The organism is Leisingera sp. ANG1, from assembly GCF_000203975.2.
In the GTDB taxonomy this organism is placed as follows: domain Bacteria; phylum Pseudomonadota; class Alphaproteobacteria; order Rhodobacterales; family Rhodobacteraceae; genus Leisingera.
In genome coordinates this window covers 432,781-453,118 of the sequence record NZ_AFCF02000008.1, presented here as the reverse complement: position 1 = coordinate 453,118, position 20,338 = coordinate 432,781, and the positions used below count along the sequence as shown (strand labels likewise).

At 62.8% G+C, this 20,338-nt stretch carries 19 protein-coding genes and 1 tRNA gene; 9 read left to right on the top strand and 11 right to left on the bottom strand.

Going from position 1 to position 20,338, the window contains the following annotated elements; translation table 11 throughout:
* Positions 1-13 precede the first annotated feature (13 nt).
* Complete coding sequence (locus tag GC1_RS14825; protein WP_019298382.1) at positions 14-922, bottom strand: DMT family transporter; 909 nt, start codon at positions 920-922, stop codon at positions 14-16.
* Positions 923-1,012: 90 nt separating this feature from the next.
* Positions 1,013-2,035 (bottom strand): ketol-acid reductoisomerase, encoded by a 1,023-nt coding sequence (ilvC, locus tag GC1_RS14820; protein ID WP_019298383.1) that lies wholly within the window; start codon positions 2,033-2,035, stop codon positions 1,013-1,015.
* Between the two features lie 132 nt (positions 2,036-2,167).
* On the opposite strand from ilvC, the gene GC1_RS14815 reads away from it, so the two are divergent.
* The 3 genes from GC1_RS14815 (at position 2,168) to GC1_RS14805 (ending at position 4,402) form a co-directional block, all read left to right on the top strand.
* Positions 2,168-2,623 (top strand): Lrp/AsnC family transcriptional regulator, encoded by a 456-nt coding sequence (locus GC1_RS14815; protein WP_019298384.1) that lies wholly within the window; start codon positions 2,168-2,170, stop codon positions 2,621-2,623.
* On the top strand, positions 2,620-3,078 hold the full coding sequence (locus tag GC1_RS14810; RefSeq protein ID WP_019298385.1) for an Lrp/AsnC family transcriptional regulator: 459 nt from the start codon (positions 2,620-2,622) through the stop codon (positions 3,076-3,078). The genes GC1_RS14815 and GC1_RS14810 overlap by 4 nt, the downstream gene beginning before the upstream one ends.
* A 199-nt stretch (positions 3,079-3,277) precedes the next feature.
* Positions 3,278-4,402, top strand: a complete 1,125-nt coding sequence (locus GC1_RS14805; protein WP_019298386.1) for an aminotransferase class V-fold PLP-dependent enzyme — start codon at positions 3,278-3,280, stop codon at positions 4,400-4,402.
* Here GC1_RS14805 and GC1_RS14800 read toward each other — a convergent pair.
* The 4 genes from GC1_RS14800 to GC1_RS14785 all read right to left on the bottom strand — a co-directional run bounded on the left by GC1_RS14800 (position 4,399) and on the right by GC1_RS14785 (position 7,436).
* On the bottom strand, positions 4,399-5,103 hold the full coding sequence (locus GC1_RS14800) for a M50 family metallopeptidase (protein ID WP_019298387.1): 705 nt from the start codon (positions 5,101-5,103) through the stop codon (positions 4,399-4,401). The two genes, GC1_RS14805 and GC1_RS14800, sit on opposite strands and share 4 nt — an antisense overlap.
* A 1-nt stretch (position 5,104) precedes the next feature.
* Positions 5,105-6,301: a UbiH/UbiF family hydroxylase gene (locus tag GC1_RS14795; protein ID WP_019298388.1), complete on the bottom strand. Its 1,197-nt coding sequence runs from the start codon at positions 6,299-6,301 to the stop codon at positions 5,105-5,107.
* A gap of 78 nt (positions 6,302-6,379) precedes the next feature.
* The gene (locus GC1_RS14790) at positions 6,380-6,628 is read right to left on the bottom strand and encodes a hypothetical protein (RefSeq protein WP_019298389.1); all 249 of its coding nucleotides are present in this window, start codon (positions 6,626-6,628) and stop codon (positions 6,380-6,382) included.
* Positions 6,629-6,791: 163 nt separating this feature from the next.
* Positions 6,792-7,436, bottom strand: coding sequence for a pyrimidine 5'-nucleotidase (locus GC1_RS14785; RefSeq protein ID WP_029205059.1), 645 nt, complete (start codon positions 7,434-7,436; stop codon positions 6,792-6,794).
* Between the two features lie 142 nt (positions 7,437-7,578).
* On the opposite strand from GC1_RS14785, the gene GC1_RS14780 reads away from it, so the two are divergent.
* Positions 7,579-8,223, top strand: a complete 645-nt coding sequence (locus tag GC1_RS14780) for a GntR family transcriptional regulator (RefSeq protein WP_019298391.1) — start codon at positions 7,579-7,581, stop codon at positions 8,221-8,223.
* Here GC1_RS14780 and GC1_RS14775 read toward each other — a convergent pair.
* Complete coding sequence (locus tag GC1_RS14775) at positions 8,183-10,006, bottom strand: glycosyltransferase (protein ID WP_337589022.1); 1,824 nt, start codon at positions 10,004-10,006, stop codon at positions 8,183-8,185. The genes GC1_RS14780 and GC1_RS14775 overlap by 41 nt on opposite strands.
* A gap of 218 nt (positions 10,007-10,224) precedes the next feature.
* Positions 10,225-11,385, bottom strand: a complete 1,161-nt coding sequence (gene carA / locus GC1_RS14770; protein ID WP_019298393.1) for a glutamine-hydrolyzing carbamoyl-phosphate synthase small subunit — start codon at positions 11,383-11,385, stop codon at positions 10,225-10,227.
* Positions 11,386-11,567: 182 nt separating this feature from the next.
* Here carA and GC1_RS14765 point away from each other — a divergent pair, with 182 nt between their 5' ends.
* A complete protein-coding gene (locus GC1_RS14765; protein WP_029205060.1) occupies positions 11,568-12,041 on the top strand; it encodes a GatB/YqeY domain-containing protein in 474 nt (157 codons plus the stop codon).
* 92 nt (positions 12,042-12,133) lie between these two features.
* Here GC1_RS14765 and GC1_RS14760 read toward each other — a convergent pair whose 3' ends face one another.
* Both GC1_RS14760 and ctaD read right to left on the bottom strand, forming a co-directional pair.
* Positions 12,134-12,616: a DUF2244 domain-containing protein gene (locus tag GC1_RS14760; RefSeq protein WP_019298395.1), complete on the bottom strand. Its 483-nt coding sequence runs from the start codon at positions 12,614-12,616 to the stop codon at positions 12,134-12,136.
* 148 nt (positions 12,617-12,764) lie between these two features.
* Positions 12,765-14,438 carry a cytochrome c oxidase subunit I gene (gene ctaD, locus GC1_RS14755; RefSeq protein ID WP_019298396.1) on the bottom strand — a complete coding sequence of 558 codons (1,674 nt, stop codon included), beginning with the start codon at positions 14,436-14,438 and terminating at the stop codon, positions 12,765-12,767.
* Between the two features lie 234 nt (positions 14,439-14,672).
* Here ctaD and GC1_RS14750 point away from each other — a divergent pair, with 234 nt between their 5' ends.
* Together GC1_RS14750 and GC1_RS14745 are read left to right on the top strand one after the other, a co-directional pair.
* The gene (locus GC1_RS14750) at positions 14,673-15,098 is read left to right on the top strand and encodes an HIT family protein (RefSeq protein ID WP_029205061.1); all 426 of its coding nucleotides are present in this window, start codon (positions 14,673-14,675) and stop codon (positions 15,096-15,098) included.
* A 361-nt stretch (positions 15,099-15,459) separates the two neighbouring features.
* The gene (locus tag GC1_RS14745) at positions 15,460-17,133 is read left to right on the top strand and encodes an alpha/beta fold hydrolase (RefSeq protein WP_152612396.1); all 1,674 of its coding nucleotides are present in this window, start codon (positions 15,460-15,462) and stop codon (positions 17,131-17,133) included.
* A gap of 2 nt (positions 17,134-17,135) precedes the next feature.
* On the opposite strand, the gene lipB is transcribed toward GC1_RS14745, so the two are convergent.
* Positions 17,136-17,915 carry a lipoyl(octanoyl) transferase LipB gene (gene lipB, locus GC1_RS14740; protein ID WP_272946446.1) on the bottom strand — a complete coding sequence of 260 codons (780 nt, stop codon included), beginning with the start codon at positions 17,913-17,915 and terminating at the stop codon, positions 17,136-17,138.
* Between lipB and GC1_RS14735 the strand changes: the two genes are divergently transcribed.
* Complete coding sequence (locus tag GC1_RS14735; protein WP_019298400.1) at positions 17,914-19,524, top strand: peptidoglycan-binding domain-containing protein; 1,611 nt, start codon at positions 17,914-17,916, stop codon at positions 19,522-19,524. The two genes, lipB and GC1_RS14735, sit on opposite strands and share 2 nt — an antisense overlap.
* Before the next feature lie 239 nt (positions 19,525-19,763).
* Positions 19,764-19,850 (top strand) — tRNA-Leu (locus tag GC1_RS14730).
* Positions 19,851-20,338: the final 488 nt, after the last annotated feature.

Genomic DNA, 20,338 nt, shown 5'->3' with positions numbered 1-20,338 from the left:
AACAGTCTGCGCTTTACGCCACGCGCGGGCGGCGGCTGCGGCTGAGGAGGAGGCCGCCGAGGATCAGAGCCAGCGCCGCAAACAGCTGCGGCGGCAGGGTTTCACCCAACAGGGCCGCGCCGAAGATCACCGACCAGACCGGCACCTGATAGTTCACGGTAGACAGGAACGCCGGGCCTGCGCTGCGGGCGACCTGCACCAGCAGCACCTGGGCGAGGGCAGTGGGCAGCAGGCCAAGGTAGATAACGGCACCAAGCGGCAGGACGGCGGGCAATTCCGGCACACCTTCGGCCCAGAGCGCGGCCGGGGTCATCATGGCGGCCCCGCAGAGGAGAGCGGCGGCGGAGAGCGACAGCATGTTCACCTGCGGGCAGAGCCGGGTGATGATTGAGCCGATGGCGTAACAGAGCGAAGCGCCCAGGCAGGCCAGGCGGGCCAGCGATTCAAAGTCGGTGCCGGCAGAGCGGAAGGCGTCGAGCCCGATCAGCACCACCACGCCGGCAAAGCCGATCAGGAAGCTGATGGTGCGGCGCAGGGTCATGCTTTCGCCCGGAACCAGCAGATGCGCCAGCGGCAGCACAAACAGCGGCACCACCGCCATGCAGACCCCGGCAAAGCCACTGGCCACATAGGTCTGCCCCCAGCTGAGCAGGGTGAAGGGTAGGGCGTTGGTGAAAAATCCCATGCCGATGGCGCAGGCCCAGATGATCCGGCCGTCACGCGTGCGCGGTGAGGGCAAGCCGATTCCCATCGCAGAGACCACCCCCAGGAGGCACAGCGCGCCGATGGAGATCCGCAGCGCGGCGATGGTCATCGGCGGGAAGCCCCGCAGCGCCAGCGACACCGCCATGAAAGAGGCGCCCCAGATTACACCGAGGAACAGCAGCTTGGCCCAATTGGCAGCGCCGGGAGAATCTGGCATCGGATAACCTCAATAAAATAAATGAAAAAGGGCGCCCCAAAACCGGAGCGCCCTGCAGAGGTAAGGTCAGCGGAGGGTTCCGCGGGCGCCTTAGTTCTTCTCTTTGTCGACCATCTTGCCGGCCGAGATCCACGGCATCATGCCGCGCAGCTTGGCGCCGGTTTCTTCGATTAGGTGCTCGTCGTTGGCACGGCGGGAGGCTTTCAGGGTCGGCTGGCCAACCTGGTTCTCCAGCATGAAGTCGCGGACGAATTTGCCCTGCTGGATGTCTTCCAGAACCGCTTTCATGCGGGCTTTGGTTTCGTCGTACTTCAGGATGCGCGGGCCGGTGACGTACTGGCCGTACTCGGCAGTGTTGGAGATCGAGTAGTCCATGTTGGCGATGCCGCCTTCATAGATCAGGTCAACGATCAGCTTCACTTCGTGCAGGCATTCAAAGTAGGCCATTTCCGGTGCGTAGCCGGCTTCGACCAGGGTCTCGAAACCGCAGCGGATCAGTTCAACCAGACCGCCGCAGAGAACCGCCTGCTCGCCGAACAGGTCGGTTTCGCATTCTTCGCGGAAGTTGGTTTCGATGATGCCCGAGCGGCCGCCGCCGATGGCGGAGCAGTAGGACAGGCCGGTTTCCAGCGCTTTACCGGTGGCGTCGGTGTGAACCGCAACCAGGCAGGGCACGCCGCCGCCTTTGGTGTATTCGCCGCGCACGGTGTGGCCCGGGCCCTTGGGTGCCATCATGATGACGTCGACGCCTTCTTTCGGCTCGATCAGGCCGAAGTGCACGTTCAGGCCGTGGGCAAACGCGATGGCTGCGCCCGGACGGATATTGTCGTGGACGTATTTCTTGTAGGTCTCTGCCTGCAGTTCGTCGGGCATGGTGAACATGATCACGTCGCACCAGGCGGCCGCTTCTGCGATGCCCATGACCTGCAGGCCTTCGCCTTCGGCTTTCTTGGCGGAGGGGGAGCCTTCGCGCAGGGCAACAACAAGGTTCTTGGCACCGGAGTCGCGCAGGTTCAGCGCGTGGGCGTGGCCCTGGGAGCCATAGCCCAGGATGGCCACTTTCTTGTCCTTGATCAGGTTCACATCGCAATCGCGGTCGTAATAAACGCGCATGATCCACGTCCTTTCGTTTGGTGTTTGAAGGCATCATAGGCATGTGGGCGGGGAAGGCGATTGCTGTTACGCATGAATTTCGCAGTTTCTTTGCAGTAGTCATTCGTCATATTGACTGATAGTGATGAAATCATGCTTGATGATCTCGACCGGCGCATTCTGCGCTATATGCAAAGCGACCCGGAGCAATCGATTCCGGATCTGGCGGAACGGCTGGGGCTTACGGCCTCGCGCCTGTCGCGGCGGCTGGAGAAGCTGCGCGAGAGCGGCGTCATCCTCGGCCAGCGGGCGGTGATCGACTGGCGCGCCCTGGGGTATGAGGTGGAGGTGTCGCTGCGGGTGACGCTGGACAAGACCAACCCGCGCGCCTTTGACGAGTTCATCGAGGCGGCGCGCGGCATTGCCGAGGTGATCGAGATCCAGACCTTTCTGGGGCAGGTGGATGTGCGGCTTTCGGTGATTGCACGCGACATGCCGCATTACCAGCAGATCTACCGTGCCGCCATTCTGAACCTGCCGCATATCACCGACATCGAGGCGCTGATGCATGTGGCGCGGATCAAGTCGGATGAGGTGCTGCCGGTATGAGCGGGCTGGATGATCTCGATTTTGCCATCCTGCGGGCGCTGTCGGAGGATGCGACCTTGTCCGCAGGGGCACTGGGGCGGCAGTTGGGCCTGAGCCAGCCCGCCACCTGGCGGCGGATAAAACGGCTGCAGGAGGCGGGTATCATCGCGGGCCGCAGGCTGGAACTGGACAAGGAGAAGCTGGGATTCGGCGTGACTGTTTTTCTGGGCGTCAAACTGGCGACCAAGGGGCGGGTCTCGTTGGAGGATTTTGAACGTGCAGTTTCCGCCATTCCCGAGGTGCAGACAGTGGAGCATGTGCTGGGCATGTATGACTACCGCCTGCGGGTGACGGCGCGGGATATCTCCGATTTCGAACGCGTGCTGCGGCGGCGGGTGATGACCTTGCCGGGGGTGGGCAATGTCGAGGCCAATGTGCTGCTGAGCGAGGAGCGTCGGCCGGGGCCGCTGGGATAACGGCGCACCTTTGTTGCCGATGTGAAACCCGCTTGGCGCAAATGCGGGTGTTTTTTGTCGTGCCTGGGCTGTCTTTTCCACCGCGTTCCGTCAGTATCACCCTTCGGAGAACGGCGGCGGTGCTGTATGCCATTGTAGGCTTTGCCAAAGCCTGCGGCACCGGCTAGCCGTTTCATGAGGAATACCAAGGGAGGCCCAGATGGCACTGCTCGATACCGTGGACCCGCAGGGTCTGGATGAATTCTCGGTGGTTTTCACCGACCGCTCGCTCAACCACATGTCCAAGACCTTCCAGACCGTGATGCTGGACATCAACGCGATGCTGAAAGAGGTCTATAACGCCGAGGCCGTGGCGCTGGTGCCGGGCGGTGGGACTTATGCGATGGAGGCGGTGGCGCGCCAGTTTGCCCGCGGGGCAAATGCGCTGGTCGTGCGCAATGGCTGGTTCTCCTACCGCTGGAGTCAAATCTTTGAGGCGGGCGGCTTCACCGCGTCCTCGACCGTGATGAAGGCGCGCCGGACCGGCAATGAGAGCGCCTCGCCGTTTGAGCCGGCGCCGATTGCCGACGTGGTGGCAGCGATCAAGGAGCAGAAGCCGGACATCGTCTTTGCCCCGCATGTGGAAACCGCTGCCGGTGTGATCCTGCCGGATGATTATGTGACCGCCATGGCCGCGGCTGCGCATGAGGTTGGAGCGCTGATGGTGCTGGACTGCATCGCGTCGGGCTGCGCTTGGATCGACATGAAGGCGACTGGCGTCGATGTGCTGATCTCTGCCCCGCAAAAGGGCTGGAGCGCGTCGCCCTCTGCCGGTCTGGTGATGTTCTCGGACCGGGCGCTGGCGCGGCTGGAAGAAACCACCTCGGACAGCTTCGCCATCAACCTGAAACAATGGCGCACGATCATGAAGGCCTATGAGGACGGCGGCCATGCCTATCATGCCACCATGCCGACCGATGCGCTAAAGGACTTCCGCGACACCATGCTGGAGACCAAGGAATATGGTTTCGAGAAACTGCGCGATGCGCAATGGGCGCTGGGCAACGGCGTGCGGATGATGCTGAACGAAAAGGGCATCACCTCAGTTGCCGCCGACGGTTTTGGCGCGCCGGGTGTGGTGGTGAGCTATACCAGCGACCCGGACGTGCAGAACGGCAAGAAGTTCCTGGCGCTGGGTACCCAGATCGCCGCGGGCGTGCCGCTGCAGTGCGATGAGCCTGCGGATTTCCGCACATTCCGGCTGGGCCTCTTTGGCCTCGACAAGCTCTATGACGTGGAGGCCACCATCGCGCGGTTGAAAACCGTCGTGGATCAGGTGCTTTAACGCAAAATCCGGACTGGGCTGCGCAAGGGGATATTGCTTGTGCGGCCCAATCCGTGGCGCAGGGTGAGCCAGATCACCCCGAGGCTGATTGCCAGCCAAATCCCGCCCCATAGCATGGTTGCGCCGCCGAACTCCTCCGCCATCATCCGCGCGTCGGAGCGCAGGTAGGATCGCGCGATGGTGTCGTCCCAGATATCAAGCGGCACGTAGATCATGCTGCCGACCCCGATCACCCGCAGGATCATGTCGTTGATATTGAGGCTGAGATAGCGCGATGCGGCGAGCATCAGCGCGCCGGTGGCAAGGGTAAAGCCAAGCGCGAACAGTTCCCGGACATAGAAAGCCGCAACCGCCAGGGTGATTGCGCCGAATAAGGCGAGCACCTTGCGGTCCCAATCGGTACGCAGGGCAATCACGAACAGGGCAGAACCGATCAGCAGCGATCCGGTGTAGCCTGCCGTGAGCGTCAGGAAGCGGCTGCCGCCGCGCGAGACCACTCTGCCGCCTTCATAGGGGTCGATGGTCAGGCTGACCACATCCCCGCCGGTCAGCAAAGTCATGGCAGCATGGGAGAACTCATGCAGAAAGACAGTGAGGATGCGCAAGGGCAACAGCGCCGGGGTTTGCGAGAGGAGGGCAATCGCCAGGGTCAGGCAGAGGAACTGCCAGTGGCTTTTCAAATAGCGTCCGGCAGCCCGCATGTTATTTCACACCCAGGCCCATCTGCATCAGCGTCTTGCGCACTGGCGCCAGCGAATACAGCGCGTTGAGGCCAAAGGCACGCAGGTCGCGCAGCGGGCGCGGCGCCAGCATGGAGGTGCGGTTCAGGAGGTCGATGCCCTTCACGCGCAGCAGGATCTCGTTGTGGCGGGCCTTGTGGTAGGCCGCCAGCATCTGCGCATCGCCCAGGCTTTCGGGGCGGGCCTCGGCCAGTTCCAGCAGGCTGCGCAGGTCGCCCAGGGACATGTTCAAACCTTGCGCGCCGATCGGCGGCACCACATGGGCGGCTTCGGCCATCAGCGCCAGCCGTTCGCCGTTCAGCCGCTCTGCTGACTGGCTGATGATCGGCCAGATGGTGCGGCGGGAGGCCAGTTTCAGATCGCCGAACAGCCCGCAGCTGCGCTCGGTCATCGCGGCCTCAAAGGCGGCAGGGGCGAGGTTCAGGAGGTCCTGCGCCCTGGGTCCGCGCTCCATCCAGACAATGGCTGAGGAGGGCTGGCCCTGGTATTCGGGCAAAGGCACCAGTGTAAAAGGCCCGCCGGAGCGGTGGATCTCGGTGGAGACGTTGTCATGTGGCACAGGGTGGGTGACGGCAAAGGCCAGCGCCTTTTGCCCGTAACGGGTGGTTTTCACCGGAATACCAGCGGCCTCGCGCATGGGGGAGTTGCGGCCGTCACAGGCCACTACCAGTTTTGCGGTCACCTGGGTGCCGCCGCTGAGGCCGACGCGCGCCTCATCGGTGCGGGTGAACAGGCCAGTGGTGCCGGTGCCGAAACGCAGGTCGACGTTCGGCAGTTCCGCCAGCCGGGCGATCATCTCACGGCGCAGAAGCCAGTTGGGCAGGTTCCACCCGAACGGCTGGTCTGAAATATCGGCGGCGTTGAAATCCTTGACCACCCGTGGTTCGGGCCGGGCGCCGCCGGCATCAACGATGCGCATGATTTGCAACGGGGCGGCGTGATCCGCCAGCCGTGCCCAGATCCCGCAGCGCTCCAGCAGCGCCTGCGCCGGTTGCAGAAAGGCCGTGGTGCGCAGATCGGAGCCTTCGGCGTCGCGCTCAGTGACCGGCGGGGCCGGGTCGGCGCAAATGACGCTGAAGCCCTTGGAGGCAAACGCGGCGGCTGCGGTCAGTCCCGCAATGCCGCCGCCGGAAATCAGGATGTCGCAGGTCTCGGCCATGGTCTCAGCCCTCCGTTGTTGCCCTGAAATAGGCCCTGACGGAGGGGGAAGACAAGCCGCAACCTGCCGCGCGGGGAATTAGCCGCGGGTGATGGAGAGCAGAACCAGGAACATCACCGGCACCATGCACAGCGCGGGGATATACAGCCCCGGAATACCGAACAGCAGGACCGAGCAGCCCCAGAGGCTGACAAAGGTTGCCAGGGCGTAGCCGATGTTCTCTTCCGGGCCGTAGGCGACCTCCTTGAAGATCCGTCCCAGCAGCGGCACGGCAAACAGGATGCGCTGCCACAGGGTCAGTTGGGCGGGGAGGGTATATGCGCTCATCGGTCAGGCTCCATCAGGTCGTTTCGGGGCGCATATAGGGAGGAAAACATGCAGCAAACAGGTATATTTTGCCGCAGTTGCGAAGTTTTGCCGGAATGCAATTGCACACATTTTGCGATGCGGCAAACGGCTGCGCAAAAGCGTCCTGGCGCAGGCTTTGCGGTCAATTCAGTGCGGCCAGAAAACCCGCCAGATCGTCCGAATGATGATGGATATGGTCCGCCTTGACCGGCTCTGGCGCCACATGGACGGTGCGCATGCCCATCTCATGCGGGGCGGCCAGGTTGCGCGGATCATCCTCGAACATGGCGGCCTGCTGCGGGGCGATCCCGGCGCGGGCAAACACCCGGTCAAAGGCGCGGCGTTCGGGCTTCGGGTGGTAGTCCGCGTGTTCGACGCCGTAAACCTCATCGAACAGTCCGGACAGTCCGCGCGCGGCCAGTACCCGCTCGGCATAGGGGGCAGAGCCGTTGGTATAGACGATCTTCTTGCCGGGCAGATTGCGGATCGCGGCCGCCAGCGGCGCGTCCTCCTCCAGATGGTCCATAGAGATGTCGTGGACTGCGACCAGATAAGGGTTCGGGTCCAGATCGTGTTCGCGCATCAGCCCGGCAAGGGTGGTTCCGTGCTCGCGCCAGTAATGGCTGCGCAGGTGGTCGGCCTCTGCCCTGTCGACCTTGAGCGCGTCCATCACATAGGCGGTCATCTTAACCTCTATCTGGTCAAACAACCGCGCAGACGGGTGATAGAGGGTGTTGTCCAGATCGAACACCCATTGGCGGACGTGGGAGAAGGCGTGTTTGGGCATGGTGCCGAAGTAGGGCCCCCAAGCGGCATTTGCAATCAAAAGCGCATTTTGCCTGCGGGTTTTCAGCGCTTTGGCGCCATCAGGGTTGATTGCTGGGGGATGCGCTGTAGAGATTGTCGGATCAAAACAGACAGGGACGACCATGAGCCAGAGCCGCAGCAACCAGAAAGATGCCTATGCGCTGATCCTCGAGGCGATCGACTCGGGGATCTACAAACCGGGCGACCGGCTGGTGGAAAGCGATCTGGCGGAGCGCTTTGGCGTGTCGCGCACCCCGATCCGCGAAGCGCTGCAGCGGCTGGAGACGCAATCGCTGCTCGAACGTGACGGGCGGTCCCTGATCGTCGCTTCGCTGGATCACAACCAGATGGCAGAGCTCTATGTGGTGCGGCGCGAGCTGGAGGGGCTGGCGGCGCAGCTGGCGGCGCGCCATGCCACCGAAGAAGAGATCAAGGTGCTGAAGGAGATGGTCGAGTCCGACGACAAGCTGGTCGGCGATCCGACGGCGCTGTCCAAGGCAAACCGCCGGTTCCATGAGCAGATCCACCTGGCATCGCACAACCGTTACCTGGTGCAGCAGCTGGATCTGGTGCACCGGACGATGGCGCTGATGGCAACCACCTCGCTGGCGGCCGAGGGCCGCAGCGAGATTGCCCAGTCAGAGCACAAGGGAATTGTCGACGCGATCAGCCGCCGCGATGAGGCGGCAGCGGGTGAAGCGCTGAAGGAGCATATTTCAATCGCGTTCATGACCCGGCTGAAGCAGGACGCCAGCGGGCGGGGATAACCCGCCAGCGGCGGCGGCGGCGTTTGGTGGCGGGTTTGATGCCGTGGGCCGTCTTGTCCCAGAAAAATGGCCGCGCGAGCAGTTCATGCGCCGCCTTGGCAACCGCAACGGCGCCCATCGGGAAGTAAAGGATCATTGCAGGTGCCCAGGCTGCCAGCCAGGGCCGCCCCATGGCAAAGGCCGCGGTGATACTTATGACCAGCCCCAACCCTTCAAAGAACACCAGCATTGCCGCGGCCAGCGTCAGCAGCAGCGGCGGCAGGCTCTCGTCGCTGGGGTGCGGCAGGCCCAGGGTGAACAGCCAGAACGACCACAGCACCGGGGCAAACAGGAACTGCCCGATGGTGCCCAGAAAGAACGCCTGAAAGCCCAGAAAACGCTTCCAGCCCAGTTCCGCTAGCAGCCGCAGCGGCTGGCGCATATGCACCAGATAGGTCACCATAAACCCCTTGAGCCAGCGGGAACGCTGCTTGATCCAGGGCCAGGGGCGCCAGTTGGCTTCCTCATATGTCGTGCTGGGCAGCATTTCCGTGCGGTATCCTGCCCGGTACAGGCGGACGCCCAGATCAGCGTCTTCGGTGACGTTGTGGGCATCCCAGCCGCCCAGTTCCTCCAGCACCTTGCGGCGCACAAACATGGTGGTGCCGCCCAGAGGCACAACAAGGCCGAGCCGGGCGATGCCATGCAAAACGATGCGGAACCAGCTGGCATATTCCAGCGTGAAGCAGCGTGATATCCAGTTGGTGCCCGGATTGTAGTAGTCCAGCACTCCCTGAAAACACGCCGTCCGTTTATCAGCGGCGGCAAAGGCCTGGGCCACCTGATTCAGCTGCTCGGCCTGGGGCGCATCTTCTGCGTCCCAGACCCCGATGATGTCGCCCCGGCAGAAATTCAGCGAATAGTTCATCGCCCGGGGTTTTGTCGTCAGCCCGCCGAAGGCCGGCACTTCCACCACGCGGATCCAAGCGGGCAGGCGGGCGTTCTGCAGGGCGGCACGGGTGACGCTGTCGTGCTCCTCCAGCACCAGGATCACGTCTGTCTGCGCCCGCGGATAGCTGAGTTTCCGGATCCGGGTGAGCAAGGCGCGGCTGATCTCGGCCTCCTGATAGAGCGGAATCAGGATTGAAATCATAGGGCAGGAGGTGCGGGGAGGCGTGGCAAGCTCGGGCTTGGTGGATACCCGGTGCGCGCGTGCATGCCAGTAAGAGGCGAGTCCGCAGAGCTTGAGCGCGGTAAACAGAAATACAGAGAGCAGCGCCAATGCGCTGAGAGAGGTGAAAACCGCTGCCGGAGCGTGCCAGGACAGAAAGAGCGCCGGGGCGGCCAAGGTGGCCAGCAGAGCGCGGCCCCGCGCAAGCCGCAGGGTGCGGCAGCTTAGCTGCGGGGCCACGCTGCAGCTGGCCTGCTGCACCAGGGCGGGGCTGAAATGGGCGGTCAGCAGTGCTGTAATCTGGGCTTCACTGGCCAGAACCGGGGTGACCTGCTGGAAACTGTCCCGCAGTTCCTGCTGCAGGGTCTCAAACCGGTCGGGGTGGGCAACCGCCACTGTGACGGTCCGGCCCAGCTGCATCCAGGGAACCGCGCAGTGGCGCAGCCAGAACCGCGCGGGTTTGCAGGCCAGCAGCCGGGAGTTGGCCATCTGGCCGGACAAGTCAGCGCGGGGCATCCGGTACTGGCGGGACAATGTGTCCTGGACCTGGTCCTCGCTCGCCAGCCCTTCGGCAACCAGCACCCGTCCAAGCGCGGCTTTCTGATGCTGGCGCAGCACCAGAGCCTTCATCATGCTGCTGTTGTCTACCGGCGGCGGCGCATCCGGCGGCAGCCCTTGCTGCGGGAGCTTTCCCTGCTGCGGCTGCCGGAGCTGCCGCAGCGGCTGTGACACAATACCCATCGCCCGTCCGCAACACTGAAACCAGAGGCGTTCAGGCTGGCGGCGGGGGGTTAAGAGTTGGTAAATGCGGTGTTAACCATGCCGCCAGAGCGGCATGGCCGGCCGATTTTTTACGCAGATTTGCGTTCTGCCATCGCGGCGGCAAAGCGCTCGAACAGGTAGAAGCTGTCCTGCGGGCCGGGGCTGGCCTCGGGGTGGTGCTGCACCGAGAACACCGGCTTGCCGGCAATGCGGATACCGCAGTTGGAGCCGTCGAACAGCGAGACATGCGATTCTTCGACGCCCTCCGGCAGGGTCTGTGCATCCACCGCAAAGCCGTGGTTCATCGAGGTGATTTCCACCTTGCCGGTGGAATGCTCTTTGACCGGGTGGTTGGCGCCGTGGTGGCCGTGGTTCATCTTGACGGTCTTGGCACCCAGCGCAAGCGCCAGCATCTGATGGCCGAGGCAGATGCCAAAAACCGGCAGGTCCGCTTTCAGCACGTCCTGGATCATCGGCACCGCGTATTCGCCAGTGGCCGCCGGATCTCCCGGGCCGTTGGACAGGAACACGCCGTCGGGGTTGTGCGCCAGCACTTCCTCAGCGGTTGCAGTGGCGGGCAGCACGGTCACGTCGCAGCCCGCGCTGGCAAGGCAGCGCAGAATGTTGCGCTTGGCGCCGTAGTCGACCGCCACAACCTTGTGCTTGGGCGCTTCCTGGCGGGCATAGCCGTCCGGCCAGGCCCAGCGCATCTCGTCCCATCGGTAGCTTTGCGCACAGGTGACGTCCTTGGCCAGGTCCAGGCCGACGAGGCCGGACCAGCCACGGGCCTTGGCGACCAGCGCCTCAACGTCGAAGTTGCCCTCCGGGTCATGCGCCAGTGCCACATGCGGTGCGCCCTGCTGACGGATCGCGCGGGTCAGGCGGCGGGTGTCGACACCGCCGATGGCAATGCGGCCGGTGCGGGTCAGCCAGTCCTTCAGCTCTTCTGTCGCGCGCCAGTTGGAGGCCAGCGTCGGATTCCATTTCACCACCATGCCCGCAGCAACGGGATCGCCGGTTTCGTCATCTTCCGGGGTGACGCCGGTGTTGCCGATATGGGGGAAGGTGAAGGTGACGATCTGGCCGGCATAGGAGGGATCGGTCATGATCTCCTGGTAGCCGGTCATTGCGGTATTGAAGCAGAGCTCGGCCACGGTGTCGCCGGTCGCGCCGAAACCGGTGCCGTAAAAGACGGTGCCATCAGCGAGCGCCAGGCATGCGGTGGGCTTGGTCGGGGCGGAAGCGGCCATTGCGCGAGTCTCCATGCGGGTAAAATTCATGGGCTTGTAAGGGGAGCGCCCATGCGGGTCAAGCCTGCAAGAGGCGGGCAGGCTGACGCGGGGACAGGAATGGAAAGTTTACTGTAAACTTGCACAGCTGCATAAGAATGGATAACCATCGGTGTCCGGCAACCATGGGGATGCTTTTGCATATGGATACGCGCACTCGGGTCAATCAGGCCCTGAAGCAGGCGATGAAAGACAAGGCGGCGGAGCGGCTGTGTACGCTGCGGCTGATCAATGCTGCGATCAAGGACCGCGAAATTGCTGCCCGCGCCGATGGCGAGGAAACCAGCATCGGAGATGAGGAAATCCTCGCCATTCTGAGCAAGATGACCAAGCAGCGCAAGGAAAGCGCCCACGCCTATGAGGAAGGCGGGCGGCTGGATCTGGCGGAGCGGGAACTGGGCGAGATCGCCGTCATCGAGGAATTCCTGCCGCAGCAGCTGAGCGACGAGGAAGCGGCTGAGGCGGTAAAGACGGTAGTTGCGGAGACCGGCGCCGAATCGATTCGCGACATGGGCAAGGTGATGGCCGCGCTGAAGGCGAAATACACCGGCCAGATGGATTTCGGCAAAGCCGGCCCGATGGTCAAGGATCAGCTCTGCAGCAAGGGCGACTGCTGAGGGAAGGCACGCTGGCGCGTGCTGCCTCCGGCGGGGGTATTTGAGACCAGAAAGAAGCGTAAGGCCCGCATCGCGGGCCTTTCTTATGTCAGCTAGCTGGACAGGGCGTCTTTGAGGTCGCCGTAGAGCGCGACCCGTTCTTCTTCCGAGAGGAAGGCGCCGATTTCCACCTCGCGGCCGCCGCCCTGCAGGGTGACATAATGGGGCACCGGGCCGTCATGCTCGTGCATCTCGACGCGGGTCCAGTAGCGGTTGCAGCGCCAGCTTTGCCGCTTGCCGTCCGGGTTGATCCGCTCCAGCCGGGCTTCCTCGGCAGTGAGGGTCAGCACTTCGAGGATCTGGTGGTCGCGGCGGCTGCGGTCCAGCGCCCATTTCATGCCGAACAGCGCCAGCAGCAGGAAGGGCAGGAGGCCCCAGAGCAGGAAGGATCCCAGCAGCGGCAACAGTGGCACGCAGATCAAAACTGCAGTGACGCCAATGAAGCGCGCGTACCCCTTGGGCGGCAGCGACTGGTGCGGCCAGAGGTGCAGTTCACGCTCGGCGCCAGACTGCGGGCGGATCCAATTGTAGGGCATAGGTTCGGGCCTGAAGAGGGAGAGCGCTCTATGAATGATGTGCCGGAAGGGCGGAAATTCCACTGCGGCCATTTATCCGGACAAGCGGGTATGAAAAAGGCCCCGGAGCATCAGCACCGGGGCCTTTCTGTATCAGCTTCTCAGCCGCTTAGTGCGAATGCGAGCGGTCCCAGTCTTCCTGCTTGGGCAGGATTTCGAAGGTGTGCTCCGGCGGCGGGGAGGGCAGGGTCCACTCCAGGGTGTCCGCATATTCGTTCCAGTAGTTGTTCTGGGTGACGCGGGCGCCGCGCAGCAGCGAATAGATCACCACGCCGAAGAACAGGATGAACGAAGCGAAGGAGATGAACGCGCCATAGGACGAGATCTTGTTCCAGTAGGCAAAACCTTCCGGGTAGTCGATGTAGCGGCGCGGCATGCCCTGACGGCCCAGGAAGTGCTGCGGGAAGAAGGTCAGGTTGGCGCCGATGAAGAACAGCCAGAAGTGGATCTGTGCGCCCAGCTCGTTGTACTGGCGGCCGGTCATCTTGCCGAAGTAGAAGTAGATGCCCGAGAAGATCGCGAACACCGCACCCAAGCTCATCACGTAGTGGAAGTGAGCCACAACGTAGTAGGTGTCGTGATAGGCGCGGTCGACAGCCGCCTGGCTCAGCACCACGCCGGTCACACCGCCAACGGTGAACAGGAACAGGAAGCCGAAGGCAAACATCATCGGTGCTTTGAACTCGATCGAGCCGCCCCACATGGTTGCGATCCAGGAGAACACTTTAACCCCGGTCGGAACCGCGATCACCATGGTGGCCAGCATGAAGTAGGCCTGCTGGTTCAGCGACATGCCGACGGTATACATGTGGTGCGCCCACACGACGAAGCCCAGAACGCCGATCGCAATGATCGCCCAGACCATCGGCAGGTAGCCGAAGACAGGTTTGCGCGCAAAGGTGGCGATGACGTGGGAGATGATGCCGAAGCCGGGCAGGATCACGATGTACACTTCCGGGTGGCCGAAGAACCACAGGATGTGCTGGTACAGGATCGGGTCGCCGCCGCCTGCCGCGTCAAAGAAGGTGAAGCCGAAGTTGCGGTCCATCAGCAGCATGGTGATGGCGCCGGCCAGAACCGGCAAGCTCAGCAGGATCAGCCAGGAGGTGACGAAGATCGACCAGGAGAACAGCGGCACCTTGAACAGGGTCATGCCCGGGGCGCGCATGTTCAGGAAGGTGGTGATCATGTTGATTGCACCGAGGATCGAGGAAGCACCCGAGACGTGCACGGCGAAGATCGCCAGGTCCATCGAGTAGCCGCCTTCGTTCACGGACAGCGGCGGGTACAGAACCCAGCCGACGCCGGAGCCCAGCTGGTCATTGCCGCCCGGGGAGACAACCGAGAGAACCGCCAGCGAGGTGCCTGCGACATACATCCAGAACGACAGGTTGTTCATCCGCGGGAATGCCATGTCCGGCGCGCCGATCTGCAGCGGCATGAAATAGTTGCCGAAACCGCCGAACAGGGCCGGAATCACCACAAAGAACATCATCAGGATGCCGTGGGCGGTGATCATCACGTTCCAGAGGTGGCCGTTCGGAGTACATTCCGCAGCGGCGTCTGCGAACAGGCGCGCGCCTTCAAGGCACATGTACTGAACGCCGGGATCCATCAGCTCCAGCCGCATGTAGACGGTGAAGATGACGGAGATGAGACCTGCAATCGCCGAGACGATCAGGTAAAGAATGCCGATATCCTTATGGTTCGTGCTCATGAACCAGCGGGTGAAAAAGCTCCGCTCGTCCTCGTGGCCGTGACCATGAATGGCTGCGTCTGCCATTTAGGTGCCTCCTGCTGCATAACGAAAGGCCCCCGGAGACGGACTCCGGGCGGCCTGGATTCCTTGCGAGTTTTAGTGTGGCCTGCCGGGGCCTTCAATGGCGGAGTTTGATCTGGATCAAGATTTATTGCCGCAGGGGCTTGAATGCCCTGGGATTTGCCCGGCTCAGACGGCTTGACCTGGGGGCGGGGCGCGCGCACAACCGGGGAAAGCCAGAACAAGGAGCCCGGAAGCATGCCTGATTATGACCCCGACAATATTTTTGCCAAGCTCCTGCGCGGGGAGATCCCGTCCACCCGCGTTTATGAGGATGACGATACCCTGGCCTTCATGGATATCATGCCACGCGCAGACGGGCATCTGCTGGTTATCCCCAAGACCCCCTGCCGCAATATCCTGGATGCCAGCCCGGCGCAGCTGGGCGCAGTGATGCAGACGGTGCAGAAACTGTCGCAGGCAGTGATCGCGGCGTTCGGCGCGGACGGGGTCACCGTGCAGCAGTTCAATGAGGCGGCTGGCGGGCAGGAGGTGTTCCACCTGCACATGCATGTGCTGCCGCGGCACGAGGGCGACCGGCTGCGCCCGCCGGGCACCATGGGCGACATGGACCTGATCCAGGCCCAGGCGGAAAAGATCCGCGCGGCGCTGGCGGACAGCTGACGTTCTCCTCCTTTGCATTTTGAAATGCAAGAACACCGCAGAGGTTCTGCGGTGTTTTCTGATGCGAATTTATGCATCTGAAATAAATGTTGAATTTTAGTTGAATTTGATCATAGCTGTTTCGCAAATTGGTTGTAGGTCAAAGAGGGCGCGCGCGCCCAAGCGTATGGGAACCCAAGAATTGGGGTAGACCGGCACGGAATGCCTGCCTGGTTTCGGGCGGCATCAGCCGGGCATTTTTAGTTTACAGGCATGTCGCCTGAAACATGCGGGCCAGAAGGTCTGCACTCGCCTGTGCGCTTGCTGAATGCTTGCCGGGCGCAGGGTCTCTTTGACGTTAAAGCAGTATTGGAGGGGCGGGGTGACGCTCTTGTGCCGTGCGCAGACCTTGTCGCAGGATCAGGTCGTGGCCGCAATTTATGAAACGATGATCCGGCCAGAGCAATTCGACCGGTTTATGCCCGGCCCGCATGTTGGTCCGGTTGCGCCTTCTCCGGGCCGCATGCAGCAAGGACGGCTCAGGACCGCACCGGTGCTGCAAGCGCATTTCGCACGGGCAGCCGGGATCCAGGAGCAGCAATGGCAGCGGGCGGGACGGCCTCATCCGGGTGCATATTCGGGTAATTGCACCCGGTTCTGGCTTCTGGTGGATGCGAGCGCAGGCGGAGGTCTTCTGAATGCCTCGCAGCGGGCAGCGCGCCAGCTGGCTGGCGGCATGGCAATTCCTGCAGCGCTGGGGCTGACACCAGCAGCAGCGGAACACTGGCAGAATTACCTTGAGGAGGTGCGCCGCGGGAATTTCTCCTGGCGTGATGTCCTGCTGCTTGCGGCCTGCGGCCCCGGAGAGCAGTTTTTGTGCCGCCCGGTTCGTCTGAACGGCAGCGGCGTTGCGGTCATGGCTGAGCGGTTGGAGGGGGATTGGGCCACCGAGGCTGCGGCGCCGGTTGCGGCTGCTTTGGGTTTGCAGCAGCAGGGCTTCGAGCCTTTAAGGGACGCGGCAGCCAGGGGCGGCGGCAAGGTGGGGGGCAGGCTGGAGCAGGCCGCTGAGCAAGCGGGAGCGCCAGGCCCGGCGGAGCTGGTCCGGCTGGCCGCCTTCCTGATGAACGAGCACAGCCGGGATCTGGCTATTGCCAAGGGTGACCTGCTGCCGCCATCCGAGACCTTCGAAGACAGCTCGGGCCAGCGCTCTCAATACTTCCGGCTAGGGGCAGAGACTGGCCAGCCGGTGATTTTCGTGCATGGGATGCTGGACGGGATTGCACCGCTGCAGCGCTTGCAGCCGCAGTTGCGGACGTTGGGGTTCAGGGTCTATGCACCGATGCGCCGCGGCTATGGCGGATCGGTGCCGCTGAAACGCGAAGAGGATCCCGCTGATGCCTTTGTCAAGCAGCTGGCTGCTTTGATGGCGCACGAGAACCTGCAGCGCCCTGTGCTGCTGTGCCATCGCGGAGGTGCGCTTTATGGCTTTCAGGCAGCCCGCCGCCTGGACAGCAGGATTGCCGGTTTGGTGGCAGCTGCTTCAAACTGCGCCATCAGTTCGCCCCGGCAGTTCTCCGGTCTGAGCGGCTACGCATGGCTGGTCGCGCTGGCCGCCGCCCGCGCCAGCTGGATGCTGCCCGCGCTGATGAAAGGCTGGGCCGCAGCGCTTCACTGGTACGGGCCCAAGACCCTGCTGCGGATGCAAACCCGCAGCGGCAGCAAGGAACGGGCCATGCTGTCGCAGCTGGACCTTCTGCAGCTGCTTCAGCAAAGTCAGCGGCTGTTCCAGGAACAGGGCGGCGCGGGATTCCTGGCTGATGTTCAGATGCTGCGGCAAGGGGTGCAGGCGGTGGTGCCGGGCAAGAATACACGGTCGGTGTTTGTACATGGAGGAGAGGATCACATTGCGCCGCTCTCCGCTGTTCGCGAGATGCTGGGCGGCCTGCCGGATGCCAGGCTGTGCATCAGCCAGGATGCCGGAGCACTCCTGTTCTACACTTTCCCGGAGCTGGTGCTGACAGCGCTGCAGGATCTTGCGTCCGTAGCAGACAGTTGAGGTCAGCGTCCAAAGACCTGCGCGAAACTGCGTTTCAGGGCGACATCCACATCTGCCATCGTCACCGGCAGCCCCAAATCCACGAGGCTGGTCACCCCGTATTCTGTGATGCCGCAGGGAACGATGCCCGTGAAATGTTCCAGTTCCGGTTCAACGTTGATGGAGATGCCGTGGAAGCTCACCCATTTCCGCAAGCGGATTCCGATGGCGGCAATCTTGTCCTCAGCCATACTGCCCGCAAGGGTCCGCGGCTTTTCAGGCCGCTCGACCCAGACGCCGACCCGGCCTTCGCGGATGTGGCCCTTGATGTTGAACTCATCCAAAGCCGCGATCACCCAGCTTTCCAGCTGCTGAACAAAACGGCGCACATCGTGGCCGCGTTTGCCCACGTCCAGCATCACATAGACCACCCGCTGTCCCGGCCCGTGATAGGTGTACTGGCCGCCGCGCTTGCTCTCATAGACCGGGAAACGTTCGGGATCTGTCAGGTCTTCACGTTTGGCAGAGGTGCCGGCTGTGTAAAGCGGCGGGTGCTCAACCAGCCAGATGCATTCTTCCGCCGATCCGGCAGCAATTGCCGCAGCGCGCTCCTCCATGAAGGCAACCGCTTGATCATACTCGACTAAACCGTCTGATGTGATCCACTCAACCATGCCCGATGCCGTCTTCTTCCATCGTTTGTAAGGGGGGTTGCTAAAATTGGCCGGAAAACCCCTAGGTGCCAGTGCTTTCTGTGGAGTATCCTGATTCCATAGCGAGTATCCATAGGGGGCGCGTATCATGTTTATCAAGCCGCTCAAGCCGGCCCTTACCGCCGCATTTCTGGCAACATCCGTCACCAGTCCTGCAGCCGCGGACGAATTGGGGGCCGCCATTGCCGGCGCCGTGATCGGCGGCGTCATTGTCAATGAAGTCCATAAGAACAAGCAACGGCGCCGCGCCGCCACTACGTACAGGCGCGCGCCAACCTACTCTGCGGCCCGGGCCGAGAATCGTGAAACCCAGGTAGCGCTCAACTACTTCGGTTTCAATTCAGGCACCCCGGACGGGGTGCTGGGACGGCGGTCCCGTGCCGCCATTACCCAGTACCAGGTTCATATGGGGTATCCGGCCACCGGCCATCTGGCACCGTATGAGCGAAATTTCCTGGTCAGCTCCTACAACCGGGCCCAGGTTGGCGGCCCGCAGGTTATCAAGGCGATGCAAGGCCCGCAGGGCGTGCGCGGTGTGCTGCACACCTGGCGGGATGAGGCCGCAGGCATCCGCGCTCCAGGCAGCACCTATGCCAGCGGCGGTTATGGCGGGCTGCCGCCAGAAGTCAGCCACGCGGTGGATGAAATTGCCGCCAGCTCCGAACCGACCGGCGAACAGCTGCTGCAGCGCACTGGCTTCATGCAGCTGGCAGACCTGAATGGCGACGGCCGCAACGATTATGTGCTGGATACCTCAGTCTCCGGCAGCTCGTTCTGGTGCGGCGCGTCAAATTGTTCGGTGATGGTCTTTGCTTCGACGCCGCAAGGGTACCAGCGCAACGATTTCCTGGCCCGCGGCGTGACCCCGGCCAGCTTCGCCTGCCATCAGGGCACTTGCAGGATGGCGGATACCGGCCCGGACGCGCCGGTTCAGGCCGCGCAGAACCGCAGCACAGTGATGGCTTTCTCGGGGCAGGAAAATGCGGCCCTGGGCGGCATAACCCTGTTCGATCAGCCAGAGCAAAGCGCCTCGCTTACAAGCTATTGCAGCAAGGTGAGCCTGCTGACCAGTTCCAACGGCGGATTCATGACCGCCGACAGCATGAACGACCCGGAACTGGCATTGGGTGAGCAGTTCTGTCTGGCCCGCACCTATGCCATCAACGCAGGTGAAGCCCGGGCCGGTAAGGTTGCAGGAGCCTCACAGGCGCAGATCGACAGCCAGTGCGATGCCTTCGGCCCGGCCTTGAAGCCCTATCTGGCCAAGCTCGGCAGCGCTGGCAGCGGCGAAGTGATGGGGGATGTGCAGAAATTTGTGCTGCAATCCGGCATGTCGCTGGAGCAGCTGTCCAACACGGCAGGGATCTGCCTGTTCTCCGGCTACCGGCGCGACGACATGGATGTGGCACTGGGCGCGGCGCTGATCCTGACCGGCACCGGGCAGCGCCCCTATGCAGAGCTGATCGGCCACCACCTGGCGCTGGGCTTCGGCGCACCGAACGCGGTGAAGAAGGCGCAGGAATGGTACAGCATGGCAGTGATCGCGCTTGAAAGCGGTGCCGAGCCTGTATTCGCACCAGGCCAGTCCGGCCGCGCGGAACTGATCAAGGCGGCTTCAAGCGAACTGGCAGGCGGCCGTGTGCAGCCGGTGCAGGCGTCCGGCGGCGGTGCTGCACTGCCGACCTTCGGTTCTGAATAGCGGTTTCTCCGCTGACCGGAACAGTAAGCGGCCGGCAAAAGTGCCGGCCGCTTTCATTTGGGTTATTCAACGCCTGCCCCGGGCTGTCGCGCGGTCTTGGCAGCCGAATTGCGCCCCTGTTTTCCTGCGCTTAGCCCGGATAGGGCAGGAGCTTGGATATTCCGCGCAAAAAAGATGATTTTCGGCTTCACATCGCATCCGTGCTGGTCTATACGCCGCTACACCAAGCCTAAGACAGTGCGGTCGTGGCGGAATTGGTAGACGCGCAGCGTTGAGGTCGCTGTTCCTTAACCGGAGTGGAAGTTCGAGTCTTCTCGACCGCACCAACTTTCCTTAAAATATCATTTCTTTCAATATCTTATCGGTTGTTGGGTAAGCGTATACACCCCTTGGTCCACCCTTTGCCATGCAACGCGTTTGATTGCTGGAAGTGCTAAGTTGGGCTGGAGGTGGGCAGCCCAGACGTTCACTGACTGGCAAGATGCGGGACCAAGCCAACTTTCGCTGCGCGCGCAGCCTGGGCAGGACCGAGTGACGCCCAAGCGCAGACAGCGACGTTTGCAAAGTCTTGGGATCTGCCAGCCGGGCGGCGATCCCATGCTGCACGAGCAATTAAAGGAGCAGACCTTCGCCGCAGGTGCAGCCACCAACCATCATCGAACGGAAGGGATGCGGACCTTGGACTGCCGGACCTTGCTGCACGATGCTACGAAAGGCGGGTTAGTGGAAACCGCGCCGCGGCGATGACTATCCTGGCTAATGTTCGCACAGGGCCGACAGCGCGTAAGTATTGAAGCACTCAACGCGCCGGTGC

Bases quoted from the DNA above. Each gene is read 5' to 3' on its own strand.
- GC1_RS14825 (WP_019298382.1), bottom strand. From the start codon at position 922: ATGCCAGATTCTCCCGGCGCTGCCAATTGGGCCAAGCTGCTGTTCCTC.
- ilvC (WP_019298383.1), bottom strand. From the start codon at position 2,035: ATGCGCGTTTATTACGACCGCGATTGCGATGTGAACCTGATCAAGGAC.
- GC1_RS14815 (WP_019298384.1), top strand. From the start codon at position 2,168: ATGCTTGATGATCTCGACCGGCGCATTCTGCGCTATATGCAAAGCGAC.
- GC1_RS14810 (WP_019298385.1), top strand. From the start codon at position 2,620: ATGAGCGGGCTGGATGATCTCGATTTTGCCATCCTGCGGGCGCTGTCG.
- GC1_RS14805 (WP_019298386.1), top strand. From the start codon at position 3,278: ATGGCACTGCTCGATACCGTGGACCCGCAGGGTCTGGATGAATTCTCG.
- GC1_RS14800 (WP_019298387.1), bottom strand. From the start codon at position 5,103: ATGCGGGCTGCCGGACGCTATTTGAAAAGCCACTGGCAGTTCCTCTGC.
- GC1_RS14795 (WP_019298388.1), bottom strand. From the start codon at position 6,301: ATGGCCGAGACCTGCGACATCCTGATTTCCGGCGGCGGCATTGCGGGA.
- GC1_RS14790 (WP_019298389.1), bottom strand. From the start codon at position 6,628: ATGAGCGCATATACCCTCCCCGCCCAACTGACCCTGTGGCAGCGCATC.
- GC1_RS14785 (WP_029205059.1), bottom strand. From the start codon at position 7,436: ATGCCCAAACACGCCTTCTCCCACGTCCGCCAATGGGTGTTCGATCTG.
- GC1_RS14780 (WP_019298391.1), top strand. From the start codon at position 7,579: ATGAGCCAGAGCCGCAGCAACCAGAAAGATGCCTATGCGCTGATCCTC.
- GC1_RS14775 (WP_337589022.1), bottom strand. From the start codon at position 10,006: ATGATGAAGGCTCTGGTGCTGCGCCAGCATCAGAAAGCCGCGCTTGGA.
- carA (WP_019298393.1), bottom strand. From the start codon at position 11,385: ATGGCCGCTTCCGCCCCGACCAAGCCCACCGCATGCCTGGCGCTCGCT.
- GC1_RS14765 (WP_029205060.1), top strand. From the start codon at position 11,568: ATGGATACGCGCACTCGGGTCAATCAGGCCCTGAAGCAGGCGATGAAA.
- GC1_RS14760 (WP_019298395.1), bottom strand. From the start codon at position 12,616: ATGCCCTACAATTGGATCCGCCCGCAGTCTGGCGCCGAGCGTGAACTG.
- ctaD (WP_019298396.1), bottom strand. From the start codon at position 14,438: ATGGCAGACGCAGCCATTCATGGTCACGGCCACGAGGACGAGCGGAGC.
- GC1_RS14750 (WP_029205061.1), top strand. From the start codon at position 14,673: ATGCCTGATTATGACCCCGACAATATTTTTGCCAAGCTCCTGCGCGGG.
- GC1_RS14735 (WP_019298400.1), top strand. From the start codon at position 17,914: ATGTTTATCAAGCCGCTCAAGCCGGCCCTTACCGCCGCATTTCTGGCA.
- lipB (WP_272946446.1), bottom strand. From the start codon at position 17,915: ATGATACGCGCCCCCTATGGATACTCGCTATGGAATCAGGATACTCCA.